The organism is Verruconatronum alginivorum, assembly GCF_056590205.1.
In genome coordinates this window covers 895,806-913,106 of the sequence record NZ_JBWPVQ010000001.1, presented here as the reverse complement: position 1 = coordinate 913,106, position 17,301 = coordinate 895,806, and the positions used below count along the sequence as shown (strand labels likewise).

Annotated in this window: 10 protein-coding genes; 8 read left to right on the top strand and 2 right to left on the bottom strand. The window is 57.4% G+C overall.

Features of this window, described 5'->3' with window-relative positions; all coding sequences use genetic code 11:
- Positions 1-26: 26 nt before the first annotated feature.
- From ACWUI2_RS03040 to ACWUI2_RS03015, 6 genes are read left to right on the top strand one after another with little or no spacing between them, the layout of a single operon-like run.
- Complete coding sequence (locus tag ACWUI2_RS03040) at positions 27-1,487, top strand: GH39 family glycosyl hydrolase (RefSeq protein ID WP_486981392.1); 1,461 nt, start codon at positions 27-29, stop codon at positions 1,485-1,487.
- 57 nt (positions 1,488-1,544) lie between these two features.
- On the top strand, positions 1,545-3,170 hold the full coding sequence (locus ACWUI2_RS03035; RefSeq protein WP_486981391.1) for a beta-N-acetylhexosaminidase: 1,626 nt from the start codon (positions 1,545-1,547) through the stop codon (positions 3,168-3,170).
- Positions 3,171-3,210: 40 nt separating this feature from the next.
- Positions 3,211-5,823: a hypothetical protein gene (locus ACWUI2_RS03030; RefSeq protein ID WP_486981390.1), complete on the top strand. Its 2,613-nt coding sequence runs from the start codon at positions 3,211-3,213 to the stop codon at positions 5,821-5,823.
- Between the two features lie 56 nt (positions 5,824-5,879).
- The gene (locus tag ACWUI2_RS03025) at positions 5,880-7,943 is read left to right on the top strand and encodes a DOMON domain-containing protein (RefSeq protein WP_486981389.1); all 2,064 of its coding nucleotides are present in this window, start codon (positions 5,880-5,882) and stop codon (positions 7,941-7,943) included.
- Between the two features lie 13 nt (positions 7,944-7,956).
- On the top strand, positions 7,957-8,700 hold the full coding sequence (locus ACWUI2_RS03020; RefSeq protein ID WP_486981388.1) for an AAC(3) family N-acetyltransferase: 744 nt from the start codon (positions 7,957-7,959) through the stop codon (positions 8,698-8,700).
- 26 nt (positions 8,701-8,726) lie between these two features.
- A complete protein-coding gene (locus ACWUI2_RS03015) occupies positions 8,727-10,811 on the top strand; it encodes a hypothetical protein (RefSeq protein ID WP_486981387.1) in 2,085 nt (694 codons plus the stop codon).
- Between the two features lie 58 nt (positions 10,812-10,869).
- On the opposite strand, the gene ACWUI2_RS03010 is transcribed toward ACWUI2_RS03015, so the two are convergent.
- Positions 10,870-11,943 (bottom strand): substrate-binding domain-containing protein, encoded by a 1,074-nt coding sequence (locus ACWUI2_RS03010; RefSeq protein ID WP_486981386.1) that lies wholly within the window; start codon positions 11,941-11,943, stop codon positions 10,870-10,872.
- A gap of 259 nt (positions 11,944-12,202) precedes the next feature.
- Here ACWUI2_RS03010 and ACWUI2_RS03005 point away from each other — a divergent pair, with 259 nt between their 5' ends.
- Positions 12,203-13,135 (top strand): dihydrodipicolinate synthase family protein, encoded by a 933-nt coding sequence (locus ACWUI2_RS03005; RefSeq protein WP_486981385.1) that lies wholly within the window; start codon positions 12,203-12,205, stop codon positions 13,133-13,135.
- A 38-nt stretch (positions 13,136-13,173) separates the two neighbouring features.
- Here the strand turns inward: ACWUI2_RS03005 and ACWUI2_RS03000 are convergent, their stop codons facing one another.
- On the bottom strand, positions 13,174-14,172 hold the full coding sequence (locus tag ACWUI2_RS03000) for a Gfo/Idh/MocA family protein (RefSeq protein WP_486981384.1): 999 nt from the start codon (positions 14,170-14,172) through the stop codon (positions 13,174-13,176).
- 197 nt (positions 14,173-14,369) lie between these two features.
- On the opposite strand from ACWUI2_RS03000, the gene ACWUI2_RS02995 reads away from it, so the two are divergent.
- A complete protein-coding gene (locus ACWUI2_RS02995) occupies positions 14,370-17,180 on the top strand; it encodes a sialidase family protein (protein WP_486981383.1) in 2,811 nt (936 codons plus the stop codon).
- Positions 17,181-17,301 lie beyond the last annotated feature (121 nt).

Sequence of the window (17,301 nt, the reverse complement as noted above, 5' to 3'; positions counted from 1 at the left end):
CCGTTTTTTAGGCTAAGTTCGGTTTCATGATCACGATCTTCCCAGAGGAAACCGCCGGTTTCATGCGTCCGCTTAACGGAGTGAACCGTGGGCCGGTCGACCGAAATTGGGGGATCGACCTGCGGCCATGGTTCAAACGTTGGAGGATTCCAAATGTCCGGACCCACGATTGCGTGTACAACGCTTTCGATACGGTCGACCTGCACCATATCTTCCCCAACCCGGATGCGGATCCGGACGAGCCGAAGAACTACCGGTTTGCTCTCAGCGACGACCTCCTGGAGGCGATCCGGGATACCGGGGCGGAGGTTTATTTCCGCCTGGGCGAAACAATCGAGCATCAGCCGACCATGCAATGGGGGGTTGCGGGGCGCTGGAAACCGGATGCCTTGGCGAAGGTTTGCGTGAACATCGCCAGGCATTACAACGACGGTTGGAATAACGGGTTCTCCTGGGGGATTAAATATTGGGAATTCTGGAACGAACCGGACGGCCCGAAGAATTGGTCAGGCGACGCGGATCAGTTTTACGATCATTATCGTCCGGTCGCGGTCGCGTTGAAAAGAGCCTTCCCGGAAATCAAAGTGGGGGGTGCCGGTTTCGGGTGGCATTTCTGCGCCGACGATCTGGCTTTGCGGAAACCGTGGCGTGATTTCGTTCTGCGGTGCGCTCGTGAAGAGACCCCGCTCGATTTTGTCTCCTGGCATCGTTATGCCGTTCATTGGAACGAGATAACCGAGGCGGCGGCCGAGGTGCGTGAGTTTCTCGACAATGCCGGTTTGGAGGCCACCGAGAGTCATCTTGGGGAGTGGAGCTACCGTCCCTACCTTCGCCTGGGAGATAAGAATTACGCGATTTTCGGCGTCAGTGGAATGAAGCGTTACGACCTTTGTCGACGGGTCGGGATGATGCACATCGACCACAAGGCGGCGGCATTGGTCTTTGGCTCACTTGCGGCGATGCAGGATAGCCGATTGGACGTCGCGCAATATTATTGCGCGGACACTTCGACGATGTTCGGAGTATTCGACAAATACGGTCTTCCGAACAGAAAGGGATTCGCTTTCGATGCCTTTGCCGGCTTTCTCACCGGAACCAATCCGGCCCGTCGGATCCGGGTTGCCACCGCCGATCCGAGTCAGATCGGGCTCGGGATCGTATCCTCCTCCGGAGATCGCTTGCGAATTGGAGTCGCTTGTTTGGAGGCGTGTTCGGAGATTCAGTTTTCCTTCAAGTCGGAGGAATCCGCGGCGTGGATTCCAACCCGAGTGAAGCTGCTCGACGATTCGCACGAATGGCAGGAAACCGACGTCCCTTTGCAAAAGGGGGGAGTGACCACGCTTGCCGCGAGCATGCCGGGCATTGCGATCATCGATTTTACCAGGACCGGAGCGGGAGGGGAGGCGTTCGATGCCGGACCCGATTTCGAAGAGGCCAAAGGAAAGGACGATCGGGGCGGAATTCCAGAATGGTACGCGAAACAATAATGGTTTCGAACACTTTAAACCCAGCGCCGTAGGACAATCTTTTTTCTTTTGTTTATTATGTTAACCGTAACCTCACCTCTGGTGACAACAGCCAACGTTCTACCGTCTCCTCGAGAGTATCGGTCGAACGGTGAAACCTTCGTCTTGCCCGCCGGCCTTCGGATTCTTTCGATCCCGGAGTTTCAGAATGAAGCCGAATTGTTAGCCGAGCGTCTTCGTGCCGCCACGGGGTATCGGATCCCGGTGCGTGTTGAAAGGCACCCGGAGACCGGCCCGAAGAATCTCCGGATGGTCCGCAATCCCGCCATCAATGAAGAAGAAGGATACCGGCTGTTGGTTAATCGCGAAGTCGGCGTCGCTCTGGAGGCCTCCACGGAGAAAGGGATCTTTTATGCGACGCAGACGTTGCTGCAGATGCTTCCGCCCGCGATATTTGGCACCGGTCCTCGGAAGGAAGTCAATTGGACCCTATCCTGTTGTGAGATCGCCGACCATCCCCGGTTTAAATGGCGCGGTATCATGTTGGACAGCGCCCGGTATTTCCAGCCAATCTCTTACGTCAAACGCTTCATCGACTTGCTGGCCCAGCATAAATCCAACCGTTTCCATTGGCACCTGACGGATGACCAGGGCTGGCGGTTGGAGATCAAAAAATATCCCAGACTGACGGAAGTCGGGGCATGGAGGAAGGGGACGGTTCGCGGTCATGTTCTGGCGGATGGAGCCGCGGATGACAACGTTCCTTACGGGGGATATTATTCGCAGGAAGATGTTCGAGAAGTGGTCGAATACGCGGCGCGACGGCATATCGTCGTGATTCCTGAAATCGAAATGCCGGGTCACGCCCAGGCGGCGATCGCCGCTTACCCGGAATTGGGGGTAACCAAACAACCCCAGGAAGTCAGTCGCAAATGGGGGGTGCACGAGATGTTGTTTAATCCCGAGGCGAGCACCCTCGATTTTCTGAAAGATGTTCTGGCCGAAACGATGGAGCTCTTTCCATCCGACTATATTCACATCGGTGGCGATGAGGCGGTCAAAAACCAATGGGACCAATCAACTGAAGTTCAGGCCAGGATCGCGCAGCTCGGTCTCAAAGACTCCGACGACCTGCAGGCATGGTTCGTGAACGAAATCGGGGAATTCGTGAAAGCTCACGGACGAAACTTGATCGGGTGGGACGAGATTCTGGCGGGAGGCCTTTCGCCGGATGCCACCGTCATGTGCTGGCGAGGCGAAAACCATGTGCAACGGGCGCTCCGGGAGGGGCACGACGTGGTGCTCTGCCCCCGGGTCCCCACTTATTTTGACTATTATCAAAGTGACCGGATCGAGAACGAGCCATTAGCCATCGGAGGATTTATTCCATTGAGCGAGGTTTATGATTTCGCGCCTTTGGATAAGATCGATAAACGCTACGAAGAACAGGTCCTGGGCGTTCAAGGGCAGGTTTGGACGGAGTATATTCCCGATGCATCGAGTCTGGAATATATGGCGTTTCCTCGGGCGTGCGCCCTGGCGGAAGTGGCGTGGGGCCGCAACGACGGCCATTCGTTTTCCTCGTTTCTCACCCGCCTTTCCGTTCACCTCAAGCGACTTGATTGCCAGGGAGTCCGTTATTGCCCGCCGGCGGCGGGATCCTCGCCTTCCAAGGATCTGGATTACGCCGACGCCGAGGCGTAAACCGTGAAATTGAATGAACAGGCCTCTAAATAATTAGATTATGTTGAAGTATTCAAATAGCAACCACCGGTCGATTTTCTTCTTGCTGGTCGTCTTGCATCTATTGACGTTTCAGAGCGTCTTTTCGTTCGAAGTCGGCTGGTATCACCGGATTTCTTCTCCGGAAGACATCGTGGACATCCGGGGCAGCGGATCTTCCCATGTTCTGCCTTACACGGCGTTCTCGACCGACGCCGCAATTCTGAATTTTCTCAACCAAGCTGCTTTGGCGGACTTGGGAGTGATTCTTGAACTTCGGCGAGAGGACGTGAGTGCTTCGGACGTGAGCGCGATGCAGCAGTTCGTGGAAAGGTTCGACTCCCATCCTGCCGTAATTGGTTGGTACTCGGCAGATGAACCGGGACTACACAATTTGCCTCCTCCGGTCATGGAGACTGCCTATCACGCGATCAAAAGCCGGAGCGAAAAGCCCGTGTATATTGTCTTCTCCTACGTTGAAATGAACCGGGGAGACGTCGAGGCTTATCAAAATAGTTTTGATGTATTCTTGATTGACTCTTATCCGTATCGTCGAAATACGGAGTCAACCGCGACGGCAGTGCCGGCATGGGTAGACTTGGTTGCCAACGCTCGGGTCATATCAGAAACCATCCAGAAGCCGTGGTGGAACGTATTACAGTCGGTCGGAGAGGTACCTCGGTTTAATTGGGGTTTCCGCCTTCCATCCTACGATGAAACTCGGTTTCAGATATACTGGTCGGTGCTGAACAATGTCGAAGGGATCACTTATTTTGCCTACTACTTGGCGCAGGATTCGATCGCATTTCCGTCCGGCCCTTATCCCTATGATGGGTATCAATGGCTCGATGAAGTCGCGGATGAGGTTTTGGGGGAGTTTCAGACGATTCGGTCCGCGGTGGCGGGTGGAGATATTCTCTCCGACCCGGCGGTGTCTGACCCGCGGTTGCACACCCGCCTTTATCAAGATCAAGACGGTTCGCTCCTTCTGCTCGTCGTCAATCCGACGGAAGACTCCCTGACGGCGACCGTGACCCTGCCGACAGGAGGTTGGGACCTTCAGCCGGTGGGAAACCCGGAGTCGGCCGAACTCATCGGGGCATCCGGTGATACATTGACTTTGGGGATGGCTCCCTATGGCACGTTCGTCTGCCGGGTTTTTTCCGGGTGGGTGCAGGCTGAAGTTTCGAATGAGCCGCTGACGGAAAATCTCCTGGTGGCAAATGAAGCCCCGATCGCGGGAATTCCGCTGATCAACTGGGACGCCCTGACCGGAAGCGTGAATTCCGACTGGCGGGACGTCGGGCAATCGTTTCAGGCGCCGGCTAATTCGCGATGGGATGGGCTGTCGCTCCAGATTTGGGACGCGGGAGTCCGGGCGGCGGGGGCGGCGTTTACCGTTCATGTCTATGAATCGTCGACGGGAGGTTCCGCCGCCGGCACGTTGGTTGCGACGAGGCACGGAATCCTGCCGGAGGGCAGCTGGACCACTTCGGCGGCGGGCAAACACCTCGTTCTCCGTTTCGATACTTCAATTTTTCTGGCGGGCGGAAAATATTATACGGCCATGCTGCACTTCGATGAGAGAGGCAGCGGCGTCAGTGGAAACCCCGGTTCCGACAGGCGTATGCGATTCTCGGGTACGGCTAGCTCGACCGTGCCAGGCTGGGGTGGAAATGATCCGAGAATCTTCCGCCATGACTCTCCGTTCATTGGAGCGCCGGTGGTGGCCTATGCTTCCAACTCTGAATACGCGTTGAAACTTTATGTCCAAGGGCAAATCCTGGAGGAACCCGAAGCCTTCAATGTCGTAACCATCGAGGAGAATCCCCCGGAAACCGGCGTGGTTGTCTCCAACACCGCGGCCAGTAGTGGGGTCGCCGCCGCGGATTGGATGGCGCTCGCCGGAACCAATCCCAGCCTTTGGCGGGACGCCGGGCAATCCTTTCAGGCGCCGGCAAATGATTTGTGGCGGGGGTTCGCGCTTAAAATTTTCGATGCCTCGGCGTTGGCGCCTGGAAGCCGGTTCCAGGTTCAAATTTACGAATCCGAGGTGGGAGGCGCGTCGGTCGGTGGTCTTATCGCCAAGAGCGATGGAATTCTTCCCACGGGAACCTGGCATCAAACTGCCAGCAACCGCTTTCTGACCGTTACTTTTGATCAACCGGTGCCGATGACGGCGGGCAACTATTACACGGTGATGTTGCATTTTTATGAACGTGGCACGGGCCCTGAGGGAAATCCCGGGGCGGATCGCCGGATTCGTTTTGCGGGAAGCATGGCGTCAACCATCGTCGGGTGGGGGGGAGACGATCCCCGGATCTTCAGGCAGGATTCGCCGTTCACGAGCGGACCTTTCCGGGCGTATGCCTCGAATCCGGAGTACGCGCTCAACATCCACATTGTCGGGAGTGTGCCGGAAGATCTTCCGGACCTTCGAATTGGTGCCGGTGAGCACTCCCCCCTCGCGGTCTCCTGGCCGGCTCCCTCGGATTGGGTTCTGGAAGAGTCATCGGATTTGGAAGTCTGGACGACGGTGCCCGGGCCCTACCTGATCGTCGATGATCGGCATACGGTCGAGTTCGACACCTCGACGGACCGCCGGTTCTTCCGCTTGCGCAAGGAGGGGGAGTGAGTGTGATCAAAGTTAAACGAATCCTTTCTGTTCTGCTCATCGGGACGACGATAAACATGTCAGCCGGGATCGTCGAAGGAGGGAACGCCGGTCCTACGATCCGGATTGGATGGGCGGAGACGGATATTACGCCCGACCAACCCGTGCTCATCGCCGGTCAAGCGAATGCGAGGATCTCGGAGGGTATCCGGGATCCATTGACCGCGACGGCTATGGCTATCGAAGAAAATGCCACCGGGCGGGCGGTTATTCTGCTCAGTTGCGACTTGATTCACATTTCAACCTCCTTGAGCGAACGGGTGAGAGAAGGAATTCGCCGTGAATTGCCGGAGGTGGATGAGCATTCGGTCATTCTCATGGCCACCCACACCCATTCCGCTCCGGTCATTTCGTTTACCGCCGATCGTTTTGAGGAGGGTGCGCCGGAGATCGACCACCCCTATGGCATCGAGCTTCCAGCGATGCCCGTCCGGGAGTATGTCGACTTTGCCTCCAGCCGGATTGTTCAAGCGGCGGTCGCGGCCTGGCAGGACCGGAAACCGGCGGGCATTGCCTTCGGGCGAGGACATGCCGTGATCGGAAAGAATCGGATCATGGCCTATCGGGACGGGACCAGCGTGATGTATGGATCGATGGCGGGGGCCGACTTCAGTCACATGGAAGGTCGGGAGGATCCCTCCGTGGACATTCTCGCCACTTACAAGGAGGACGGCACCTTAACGGGCCTCGTTTTAAATATCGCCTGTCCGTCCCAACTTGCCGAACTGGAGTGGGAATTGAGCGCCGATTTTTGGCACGAAGTTCGGCAGGAATTGCGGGTTCGATATGGAAGCGATTTATTCATCCATGTTCAGCACGGACCAGCTGGGTGCCAGCATCCAAATCCCAGGATCGATCCGGCCGAACGGAGAATGTGGCGTCTGGCCGGACGCAATCAACGCGAAGAAATCGGGGTTCGTCTGGCGGACGCGGTTTCGAAGGTTCTACCCCTGATTGAGTCCGCGATCGATTGGGAGCCCGTTTTCGAGCATCATCGGGAGATTTTAGAGCTGCCTCGCCATCAATTCCCGCAAGATCGGATCGAAGGTGTATTGAAAGAGGCTGACAGAAGCCGGCAGGAATATGAACGCAGGCTGGCCGAACTGGAGGCAAACCCCTCCCTTCGTCAGACTCCGCGATGGTATGTCGAGGTTTCGCGGGCCTATGGCGGAAGCCGAAGCGGAGAACGAGTCGAACGCAACGCGGACGCGATTCGGCGGAATCTTCCTCTGGCCGTCGAGGTTCATGCTATTCGACTGGGAGATGTCGGTTTCCTGACCAATCCGTTCGAGTTGTATTTGGACTACGGGGTTCGCATTCGCGCAAGGAGTCCGGCGATCCAGACCTTTCTCGTTCAGTTGGCGGGGCCGGGCACCTATCTTCCCACCCGCAGAGCGCTCACGGGCGGGGCGTATGGAGCGACTCCAACCAGCGCGGTGGTCGGGGACGAAGGGGGAGATTTGCTGGTGGAGTGGTCGGTCGACGTGCTGAATCAGCTCTGGCGCCAGGATCTGACCGCCGGCTTCATGGAGAAAGCGATCTCGATTGACGGTGATTTTCAGAAATGGAAAGACCTGCCGTTTATCCGGATTGGTGATTCCGATCCAGGGAAATCAGCCGCGAAAGTTTATACCGGCTGGGACGACCGTCGCTTTTATCTGGCGGTTTTGGTTCAGGATGGACACCACTTCAATGAGAAGAATGGGAACGCCATTTGGGATGGGGACGCGCTGCAGTTTGCTTTGGGACCGAAGCAAGGAGACAGGCCTTTCAATGTCGGGATCGCCCTCGCGTCCGGCGAGGTCCAGGGATACCAGTTCTCGGGGCCGTTTCCCGGCCTTGTGGCAAAGAGCGAATTCACGGTCGTCCGGGACGAAGACGCTGAAACCACCTTTTACGAAATCGGGCTTCCGTTCGAGGTCCTTGGCGTTTCGGGTGGAAACGGAGTCGAGTTCACGTTCAACGTCGTTGTCTTGAACGATGACGATGGCACCGGGTATGACGATTGGATCGAGCTGGCCCCCGGGCTCGCGGGAGGGTGGAATCCCGCGGTCTTTGCCCGCCTTGTTCTGACAAGATGACCGAGGAGAAACGGTGTTGACCCGAGCGCAACTGGTAACGGCCTTCCAGGAGGCAGGGCTCACCGGGGGTGACTTGGTTCTGGTGCATAGTTCACTCCGGAAGCTCGGACCCGTCAAAGGCGGGGCGGATACCGTCATCGACGCGCTGCTTGAGGTTATCGGACCGGAAGGAACGCTCGCTCTCCCCACCCACACGTTTGCCGTGGTCGGCGTCGGCCAGCCGGTGTTCCATCAAGACCTCACGCCATCGAATGTCGGGGCCTTGACCAATGTTTTCCGCAAGCGCCCGGGTGTGATCCGCGGTTTGCATCCGACCCACAGCGTCGCCGCATTCGGCCCGAAGGCCGCCGAGTTGGTGGCCGATCATGAGCGGGACGATACCCCGTGTTCCCCGACCAGTCCTTACGGACGCCTCCGGGATTGGGCCGGAAAGATCTTTTTGATCGGAGTGGGGCTGGAGTCCTGCACGTTTTTTCACGGGTGCGAGGAATGGGCGGGGATGTCCTGGGCGGTCAGGAGTGAGGCGGTCCAGTTATACAGCATCACGTCAAAAGGGCGAATGATAACCGTGCCGTCCCGCCAGCATAATGTGAATACCTGGGATCAGTATCCCAGGCTCGAAGCGCCATTGCTGGCCAACGGAATCCTTCGGCGCACCCTGATTGGACCGTGTCCGCTGCGGCTCCTCGACGCCAGCAAAGCGGCGAAATGGCTGGTCGAGGAATTGCGGCTGGACGCGAAGATTGTGCTTCCTTAACAATTCGCGGGATGGGAGATGATCAAATGACTGAAGAAAGTGAAACGTTTGTGATCGAGCCGGATCAGTCCGAGGGGAACCCGCACGCCTGGTATGCGCTCCGGCGAACGTTGCCGCTCTGGAGCTTTGAGGCGAACTTGATGGAGCTCAAGGAGACTCTCACGCGTTACCGGGTCGACGAACTGGTGGTGAAGGTCGATACGGAGGAGTTTTCCCATGGTCAGGCGCCGTTGGAATGGGTGAAGGCGTATCAGAAAAATCTTTACAGAATCAAAGAGACGCTGGAAGGGATCGGAGTCGTCTATTCGGTCAATCCATGGATAACGGTCGGACATATCGACCGGGGGCGCGATGCCCGGGGGCAACTTCCGGGCATCCGGACAACGGTGGGACACGACGGAACGGTATCGAAAGCATGCGCTTCTCCCCTTTGTCCGGTATGGCGGGAACATACGGTGAAACTCTGGCGTTTGTACGCTGAGACCAAGCCCCATGTGATCTGGATCGAAGACGACATTCGACTCTTCAACCATCTGCCGGTGACCCATGGCTGTTTTTGCGAGCTGCATCTGGAGCGGTTTAGCGCCCGCATTGGTCAGCCGGTGACGCGGGAAGCGCTGGTGACCGCGTTGCTTCAGCCGGGGAAACCGCATCCATGGCGGGCCTTATTTCTGCAGATGCAGGCGGAAGTAATCCGGGAAACGCTCGCTTTGTTGGTGGAGGCGGTCCGGACGGTTTCACCGGAAACCCGGTTCGGCCTGATGTCGAGCGGACCGCGGCGCCACTGCTCGGAAGGTCGTCAATGGCAGCCGTTGGCGAAGGTTTTCGGACAACCGATTCTCAGCCGTCCGCCGTTGGCGAACTATGATGAAACGTCGCTCCGGGGATTGTATTATTCCAAGGATTCGATTTTGATTACCCGGTACTGTTTGCCGGACGGAACGGAGGAGCAAACGGAGGTGGAGAACGTTCCGTTCAGCCGCTATGCCAAGAGCGTGCAATTCACCTTCCTGCAGATGGCGCTCTCATTTGCCGCCGGGGCGGGCGGGGTCACGCTGAACCTGTTTGATCACTGCGGAACCCCGATGGAAGCCGAACCGCATTACGGTCGAATGCTGGGGGATCGGAAATCGTTTTTCAAATCGCTCTGCGAGCGGTCGGTCGGTCCGGGTCGCTATCGCGGGATCCAACTCCTCTTCAAGGAAACGGTGGGCGAGCGGAAATGGCTCGGCGCGGACGCCCGCATGGACGATCTGGAGGACGATGGTGAGCCAATGATGGAGCTTTTGGAAAGTCATGGTTTTGCGACGACCTACGAAAAGGAGAGGGTCGTGGCGACCAGTGGAAAACAGTTGTGGAGCTGTTCCGATGAGGAAATCGAAGCTTGGTTGAAAGGCTCCCTCTACCTCGACGGCGCCGCCGCCCGGGTGTTGGTCGAGCGTGGCTTCGGGCCGCGAATCGGACTGAAGGAGTTGAAGCCTCCCCGGCGGATTGATGATTTCGGTCCGCTGGCGGCGGAAGAATTCTATGCTTCGGAGTTTGGCGGGGCGCCGCGGAATTATCTCACCTTGACTTTGCCCGACCTCGCCGGCCGGCCGCTTTATTACGAGCCCGTTTTGGCGGATGGGACCGAGGTGTTAAGCGAGTTGGTCGACGTCGACGCGGTTCGCCGCCTGCCCGCCTGTTATTGTTTTGAAAACGATGCCGGCGGGAAGGTCGCGGTTCATCTCCTGGACCTGAAATCGGCCTTTGGTCCCGCCTTTAAAAGCCCGTTTCGCCAAGCTCAGCTCGGTGGAATTCTCCGGTGGCTCGGAAACGGCCTTCCGCCCGTCTCGGCGGAAGGTGGAGTTTATCCGCTGGTCCTGCGAAAGGATACGGGGAATCATACCTTCCTCGCGCTCTTCAACCTGACCCTCGATCCATGGCCGCAGGTTCGATTCCAGCTGAAGGAGGAACGTGAGGCCGAGTTGGTTCAGATTCTGGGGGACGACGCCGTTTGGCGCGACGATTCAGCCATCGAGCTGAAATTCTCGCCCGGGGTAACTGATCTCATGGTTGAACGACAACTGCCGGCGGCACAGGCGGTTTTTTTGAGCATTCGTTGGGCTTGAATCGAGCCCAATCGCTCCTCGAAGAATCTGGGAGTCGGCTTGGAGGGTGAATTCTGATTCAACCGGCGGATGCGCCTGCTTCGAATTTTGGAAGGATCATATTGCGGCGGGCCGGGAGGGTGCCGGTGGTGGCCAGGCGGATGGTGAGTTTGGCCAGTCGCTGGGCGAAGTCCCTCCGCCGATAGGAGTAGCGGCTGATTTCCGGCGTGAGCATGGACAGATAGGGGTCGTTGTCCCGGGAAATGATTGCCATATCTTCGGGGAGGCGCAGTCCCCGGCGATAGAGATGGGTGACCACACTTAATACATGCATTGGGCGGCAAACGATCAGACCGGTGGGGTGGTTTTTGATCCGGAGCATTTGATCGAGTTTGCGGCAAATCATGTCGCGGGAACCATCGTGTCGGATGATCGCGCCCGTCGCGTCCGAGATTTGGGAGCGCTGGATCGCCTCATGGAAACCGTTTTCGCTCGCCATATCTCCGGCGGTGGGGGTGTCGGGGAGAAGCAGCGCCAGGTGGCGATGTCCCTTGCTTAAGAGAAAGCCACTGGCATGGCGGCAAACGGCTCGATAGTCGATATCGAGGGAGGGAAGACGGATCCCCGCGAAACATGAGCCAGCGGCCAAAGCGTGGATTCCGCTGGCCTGGAACCACTCCTGGACAGCTTGGTTGCATGAAAGGAGGATCCAGCAGGAGGCGTGGTGTTCGGGGACGATACGTTCGAGGAGTTTCTGGGGGCGGTTTTGTTTAATTCGGGCATTGAAAACAATTTGCAGATTGACCTTAGCGTTTCGCAAATGGTCGCGGAGTTCATTGATGTAGAACATCGAGTTTTGGGGCATGCGATGAAGGGGGAGGTCACTCAGGACGGCGACGGTCGGTTGTTCCGGCTCGGCGGCCCGGGAGACTTCCTGGACGATCATTCGAGGCTTACCCTGTTGCACGGCGATCAGGCCTTCGCGCTGAAGGACATCAAGAGCGGCGCGGAGAGTCGGACGGCTGATTTGCAGTTGGGTGCAGATTATTCGCTCGCCTGGCAAATGGTCCTGCCAGACTCCGGTATGGATTCCGGCCCGAAGGGCCTCGGCGGCCTGAGCGATCAAAGATTGGCGTTTGGGAATTTCGAGCATGATGATTAAAGGAGAACAGGCGCTTTTACTTAATCCAATCACGGGTGATATCTTTTTACCAGCGGGAATTTTTGGAGAGCTCTGTTTATTGTGAGGCGTGTATCGGGATTATGGATTTACAATAATTCACGTTGGAAGGGAGGGTCTTGGCTCTTTTTGACCAGGTATGGAGGGACGGTGATCTTTTTTTACCAGTTCGAATTTCTTTCGGGAAAAAGGGAGCGAGCGTAGCGTCGGAGCATTGAAAATGAATTTTACAATGAATCTTTCGGGAGTTTGGTCCGCGGCTCCCACGCCGTTGACGGATCAGATGAAGGTCGATGTTCCTGCGGTCGACCGGATGGTTGCCCATCATCTTAGGCTCGGTATCAAGGGGCTCTTCCTTGCGGGCACCTGCGGAGAAGGGCCGTGGCTTCCGTCGAGGGAGAAGAGTCGATTGGTCCGTGCCGCAGTGGATTCATCAGCGGGTCGGCTTCCGGTCTCGGTTCAGGTCACGGACAATTCCGCGGCACGGGTACTGGAGAATATTGACCAAGTGGCTCGCGATGGGGCGGATATTGCCGTGGTGGCACCTCCGATCCTGATGTTTAACGCGGACCCCAAGCGCATATTCAACCATTATGCGGAGGTGGTCCGGGAAAGTCCGCTTTCGATAGGATTCTACGACACTGGAACTCAGCGGGACTTTGCCATTCCGCTCAACGGTTTGGAGGAGCTCTTGGAGAATCCCAAAGTCGTCTTTCTAAAGGATAGTTCGTCCGATCCTCAGCGGCGACAGATCGCCATGCGGGTTCGTCGACGACGCCTGTCTGGTCTGGGCCTCTTTAATGGCGACGAGTTTAATTGTGTGACATATTTGAAAGCCGGGTATGACGGTTTGATGCTCGGGGGAGCGGTGGCGACGGGACAATGGGCTAAAGCGATTTGTGAAGCGGTGGAGGAGGGCCAGTTGGATGAGGCCGATGCCCTTCAGGCCCGAATGAGTGAAATCTTGTTTGCGATCTATGGGGGAAAGAGCATCGCTTGCTGGTTGGCTGGCCTTAAGGAGTTGTTGGTTCGGTTGAAGGTGTTTTCCACTCGGCGGAACTTTCCACAGTATGACCTAACGGAAGAATGCCGTCGATCGCTCACATCACTGGTTGAGGAAGAAAAGGCGATGTTTCTGCCGGATATGGCCTCGGTGGAGGCCTGATCAGGGGAGTTCGAGGGAGTCGATCGGGGGTTCCCGGTTTATCCACGCCGCGGAAAAGAGGTATCGGTCAATTCTTCCCGCAACTGTCGAAGTTCGATGGGGCGGCCTCCTTCTTCACGACTGCGAATTCCGGCGATCAGAACCAGCATGATTTCAAGGGTTTCCGAGAAGGGATAGGGTGCTTCTCCGGTTTGGAGCATCCCGACGAATGTCGCCATCTGCTTCCGGAAGGCCGAGTAGGAATCGCTGATTCGGATCGAGCGATTGCCGTGGGTGCCGCAGGCATGCATCAGTCCGGCGCTACCGGCGCCATCCGGTATGATGCCGATCGACACCTGACACCCGGATTGGTGCCGGACGGTAACGATCTCAGCCCCATTGGTTCTCGACGAGGCAACGGTTTGAAAACCTGGACCCAGGAGGGTATAAACCGGTTCGAATCCGTGGACTCCATAGCGTTCCCAGGACTTGACCGTCGCGGCCATGACCCATCGAAGCTCGCCGAGGGAGGAAAGGTCCTCACGAAGACCGGCCACTTCCGGTGAATAACGAAGACCGCTCGATGAGAGGAAAACCTTATTCTGTCGAGCCCACGAAAGAAACTGGCGAAGGTCCGGCAGATTGACCGCGAGCGGCTTGTCGATGAAAACCGGAACTCCGGCCTCGATGAACGGCCGGGCGCGGCGGACGTGATCGTTTCCATCGTCGGTCGCGATGATGACGGCGTCGACGTTGCCAATGGCCTCTTCGGGCTGGCTGAGCACTTGCGGAATCAGGGCCGCCGCCGCGATCTTCGGAGCCTCCGCGGGGTCGTCAGTCCAAACGTGGGTCACTTGCGCATCGGGGAGGCCGACGCTACCCGGAGGATTGCGGTCGAGGTAATCGGGGATGACTGGATGGCGATCGCCCACGGCGTCTCTCATCGCCCGCGAATCGTAACCATTGATGATCGCTGACCACGAGTAAGGATGACCATTGCCCTCAATCATGCCGAGCATGGCGAGCCGGACTTGGTCTTTTGCGGGAAGTGTTTTCATAAGCATGCCAAGCGGTTCATGGGATGGATTCCGGAGCGTGGCCAGTCGTCGGCAGGGTGGAAAGAAGGATTTGCTGGTAATATCAAATTACCGCCAGAAAGGGTTGGTCGGGAAAGTCGAGTCTCGGCACGCTTGCGTTACGTGACGGTTTCCCCATCCGGGGAAACGCGCTGCAACCCAATGAAGCTTTCTTTGGTATGAAAAAAATAGAAATAAGTGTTTGGATGATCGCTGCTTTCTTTTCTCTCTCTGTTTCGGCGGCCTATGGATTTTCGCCGGGCCTGTTGATCGACGAGAACTTCGAGGAGAATCCGGTCGGGGCGCCTCCCCCCAATGCGGTGGTTTCGCTGGGGCCGGGTGGAGTGGTGAAAGTGGTGGATGGAAATTCAACCCCGGCAGATCCCTTTGGGGAGGAGGGGAACAGGAGTCTTTTCATTGCCATGCCCTCGTCAGATTTTACGGATGTTCGTTTTGACGGTGAGGAAGGAGTCATCGCGGAGAGGGGCACGGCGACGGTACGATTGTATCCGGAAACCGGTTCGCGTTCCTTCGTCCGTCTTGGGTCTGGAATCGGAACGAGCGGGTTTGCGGTGCAGCTTCAATTTGCCACTGGAAATCGATTTTTTGTCAGTGATGGCGCGATCGTGGGAGACCGGGCTTATCCGGATTGGCGAAGCGATGAGATTAACACTTTGGAGATCACTTTCGATAGTGAGACCAAGACGTTCAGCCTGATTTTGAACGATCAGCAGGTGACGACCCAGCTGGGGGCGAAGACTGAGTTTTCGTATGCGAGCCCTACGGCGGAGGTGAATTACATCAACCTGAGGACTGGGTATGTGGCGAACGGCGGCGGAGTTTTTTTTGACGATCTGTTGGTCGAGGGTGAAGCGACGGAGCTCGATTGGACTGCTGGACCGATCTTCTTCCCGGGCCAAGGGGTGACCGGCCGAGGGTTGATGGCGTTGCCCGACGGTCGTTGGATGAATGTCCGGGTTCGCAACATCGGCGGTACCCTTGCCTTGGCCGAACGGTTTTCGACCAATCATGGGTGGACCTGGAGTCCGGATGAGAAAGTCTTGGATCTGCCGGAGGTGGAGGGGTATTTCGGCACCATGACCGCGGGAGCGTTGGATGCGGCGGGAGAAGTGCAATACGCGCTGGTGCATGTGAATGGGACGGGAACCAATCGAGGGGTTAATTATTTCTTCGACCTGTGGCACACCCGTAGCGGCGGGGAGCGAAGCAGTTGGTCTCCGCCCCAGGAATTGTTCCGGGGATTTGTCCCGGCTTTGCAGCCGTTCGCTCCTGGAGGAGATGCGAATTCGATTATTTTGCCTTTCCATTACGCCGTGCCGGGGGAATCCAGAAGCCCCCCGACTGGAGATTCGGTGACCACCGCCCTTTGGTCGAACGACGGAGGAGCGACCTGGCAGCTTTCCGACAGCCTGCTGACCAGTCCGGTCGAGGCGGACTACAACGGATCGATGGACGGCGCGGTGGAGCCGGTGGCGATTTATCAGCCGTCGAGTGAACGGTTTTGGATGTTGATCCGCACCCAGGATCACCGCTTGTATGAGTCATTCTCATACGACAATGGGATGACCTGGAGTGATCCCCAGCCATCCCGGTTCAGTTCCTCCCACTCCCCGGCTTTCCAACTGCGGCTCGACGACGGACGGCTTCTCCTGGTTTGGAATAACACGAGGATTGTCCCGCGTCATAACGGGCAAGGCGTTTACAGTGGACGGGATGTGCTGCATGCTGCTATCTCCGATGACGACGGGCGGACCTGGGTCGGATTCCGCGAATTGGTTCGCGATCCCGTTCGGCACCTGACTCCGCAAGAATCCGGAGACCGGGGTGTCGCCTATCCCCACCTTCTTCCGATGGCGGAAGGGCGGGTCGCGGTCATGACCGGACAGGGTGCCGGAGGACGGCACATGATCTGGTTGGATCCGGAATGGCTTTATCAAACCGATGCATTCAGTGATTTTTCGGACGATCTCGATCAATGGAGCGCGTTTACTGAATTTGGACCGGCATCCGGGTGGTGGCGTGACCGGCGTCTGGGTCCGGAGGTTGTTGATCACCCGGACGACCCGGGAGAAAAGGTGCTGCATTTGAACAATCCCGCAGCTCAGGATGGAGACGGGGCCGTCTGGAATTTCCCCCTGGGAACGAGTGGAGAGGTGACGGTGAGGCTGATGCTGACCGAAGGAAACCAGGCGGCCAACCTGGCGTTGAATGACCGGTTCTTCAATCCCTCCGACTACGCCGGGGAGAATGGAGCGGTCTTCAGCGTCCGGATCGACGCCAACCGTAACATCGTGGGAACCGCCGTGGTGCTCGATGCGCAACGCTGGTACGAGCTGACGATCCGGTGGAATCTTTGGACGGAAGAGGCCACCCTGATGCTCGACGGGGAACCGGTGGGAAATCTGCCGATGGTGACCTCCACGTTGAATGGAATCTCCTATCTTCGACTTCGGGCTCCGGATGTTTCGGTGGCCGACCCGGACGGCTTCTTCGTCGATTGGGTGCGGGCGGAGATTTCGGACTCAACGACCTTGATTCCGGCGGAGGAGTTGCGGCCGATCGAAAGCTGGAGGATCGCTAACTTCGGCTCGCCGTCAAATGCCGGAGACGCCGCTAACGACGCTGATCCGGATGGCGATGGACTGCCCAATATCGGGGAATATCTCTTGGGCGGAGAACCCAAAAATCCAAGCTCGGTCCCCTTGCCTCAGGTCTCGCTGCTTGAAGTCGAGGAGGAGATGTTCTTAAGTTTGACATTCTTCCGTTCGTCGACGGCGGTGGACGTAGACTATGTAGTGGAGGTTTCGACCGACCTGGTGACATGGGAGTCTGGCGAGGCATCGGTGGAAACGACCATCGGACCTGTGGATGAGAACGGGATGGAGAAGGTCGAATTGCGGGACCTGGCGTCGCTCTCCGGCGAAAATCGGAGATTCTTACGACTCCGGTTTATCGAGAACGCGCCTTGACCCCATCCGGTAAAAGAATTTTACCTCTCGATTCGAATGGTGCAGTTTCGCCGAAAGCTTAGGCTGCGAAGTATTGGGGTGTCTGCCGGATTTCCACGTAAACCGCAAACGAGTTCATTAA

Coding starts and splice junctions, on each gene's coding strand:
- ACWUI2_RS03040 (WP_486981392.1), top strand. CDS start 27: ATGATCACGATCTTCCCAGAGGAAACCGCCGGTTTCATGCGTCCGCTT.
- ACWUI2_RS03035 (WP_486981391.1), top strand. CDS start 1,545: ATGTTAACCGTAACCTCACCTCTGGTGACAACAGCCAACGTTCTACCG.
- ACWUI2_RS03030 (WP_486981390.1), top strand. CDS start 3,211: ATGTTGAAGTATTCAAATAGCAACCACCGGTCGATTTTCTTCTTGCTG.
- ACWUI2_RS03025 (WP_486981389.1), top strand. CDS start 5,880: ATGTCAGCCGGGATCGTCGAAGGAGGGAACGCCGGTCCTACGATCCGG.
- ACWUI2_RS03015 (WP_486981387.1), top strand. CDS start 8,727: ATGACTGAAGAAAGTGAAACGTTTGTGATCGAGCCGGATCAGTCCGAG.
- ACWUI2_RS03010 (WP_486981386.1), bottom strand. CDS start 11,943: ATGCTCGAAATTCCCAAACGCCAATCTTTGATCGCTCAGGCCGCCGAG.
- ACWUI2_RS03005 (WP_486981385.1), top strand. CDS start 12,203: ATGAATCTTTCGGGAGTTTGGTCCGCGGCTCCCACGCCGTTGACGGAT.
- ACWUI2_RS03000 (WP_486981384.1), bottom strand. CDS start 14,172: ATGAAAACACTTCCCGCAAAAGACCAAGTCCGGCTCGCCATGCTCGGC.
- ACWUI2_RS02995 (WP_486981383.1), top strand. CDS start 14,370: ATGAAAAAAATAGAAATAAGTGTTTGGATGATCGCTGCTTTCTTTTCT.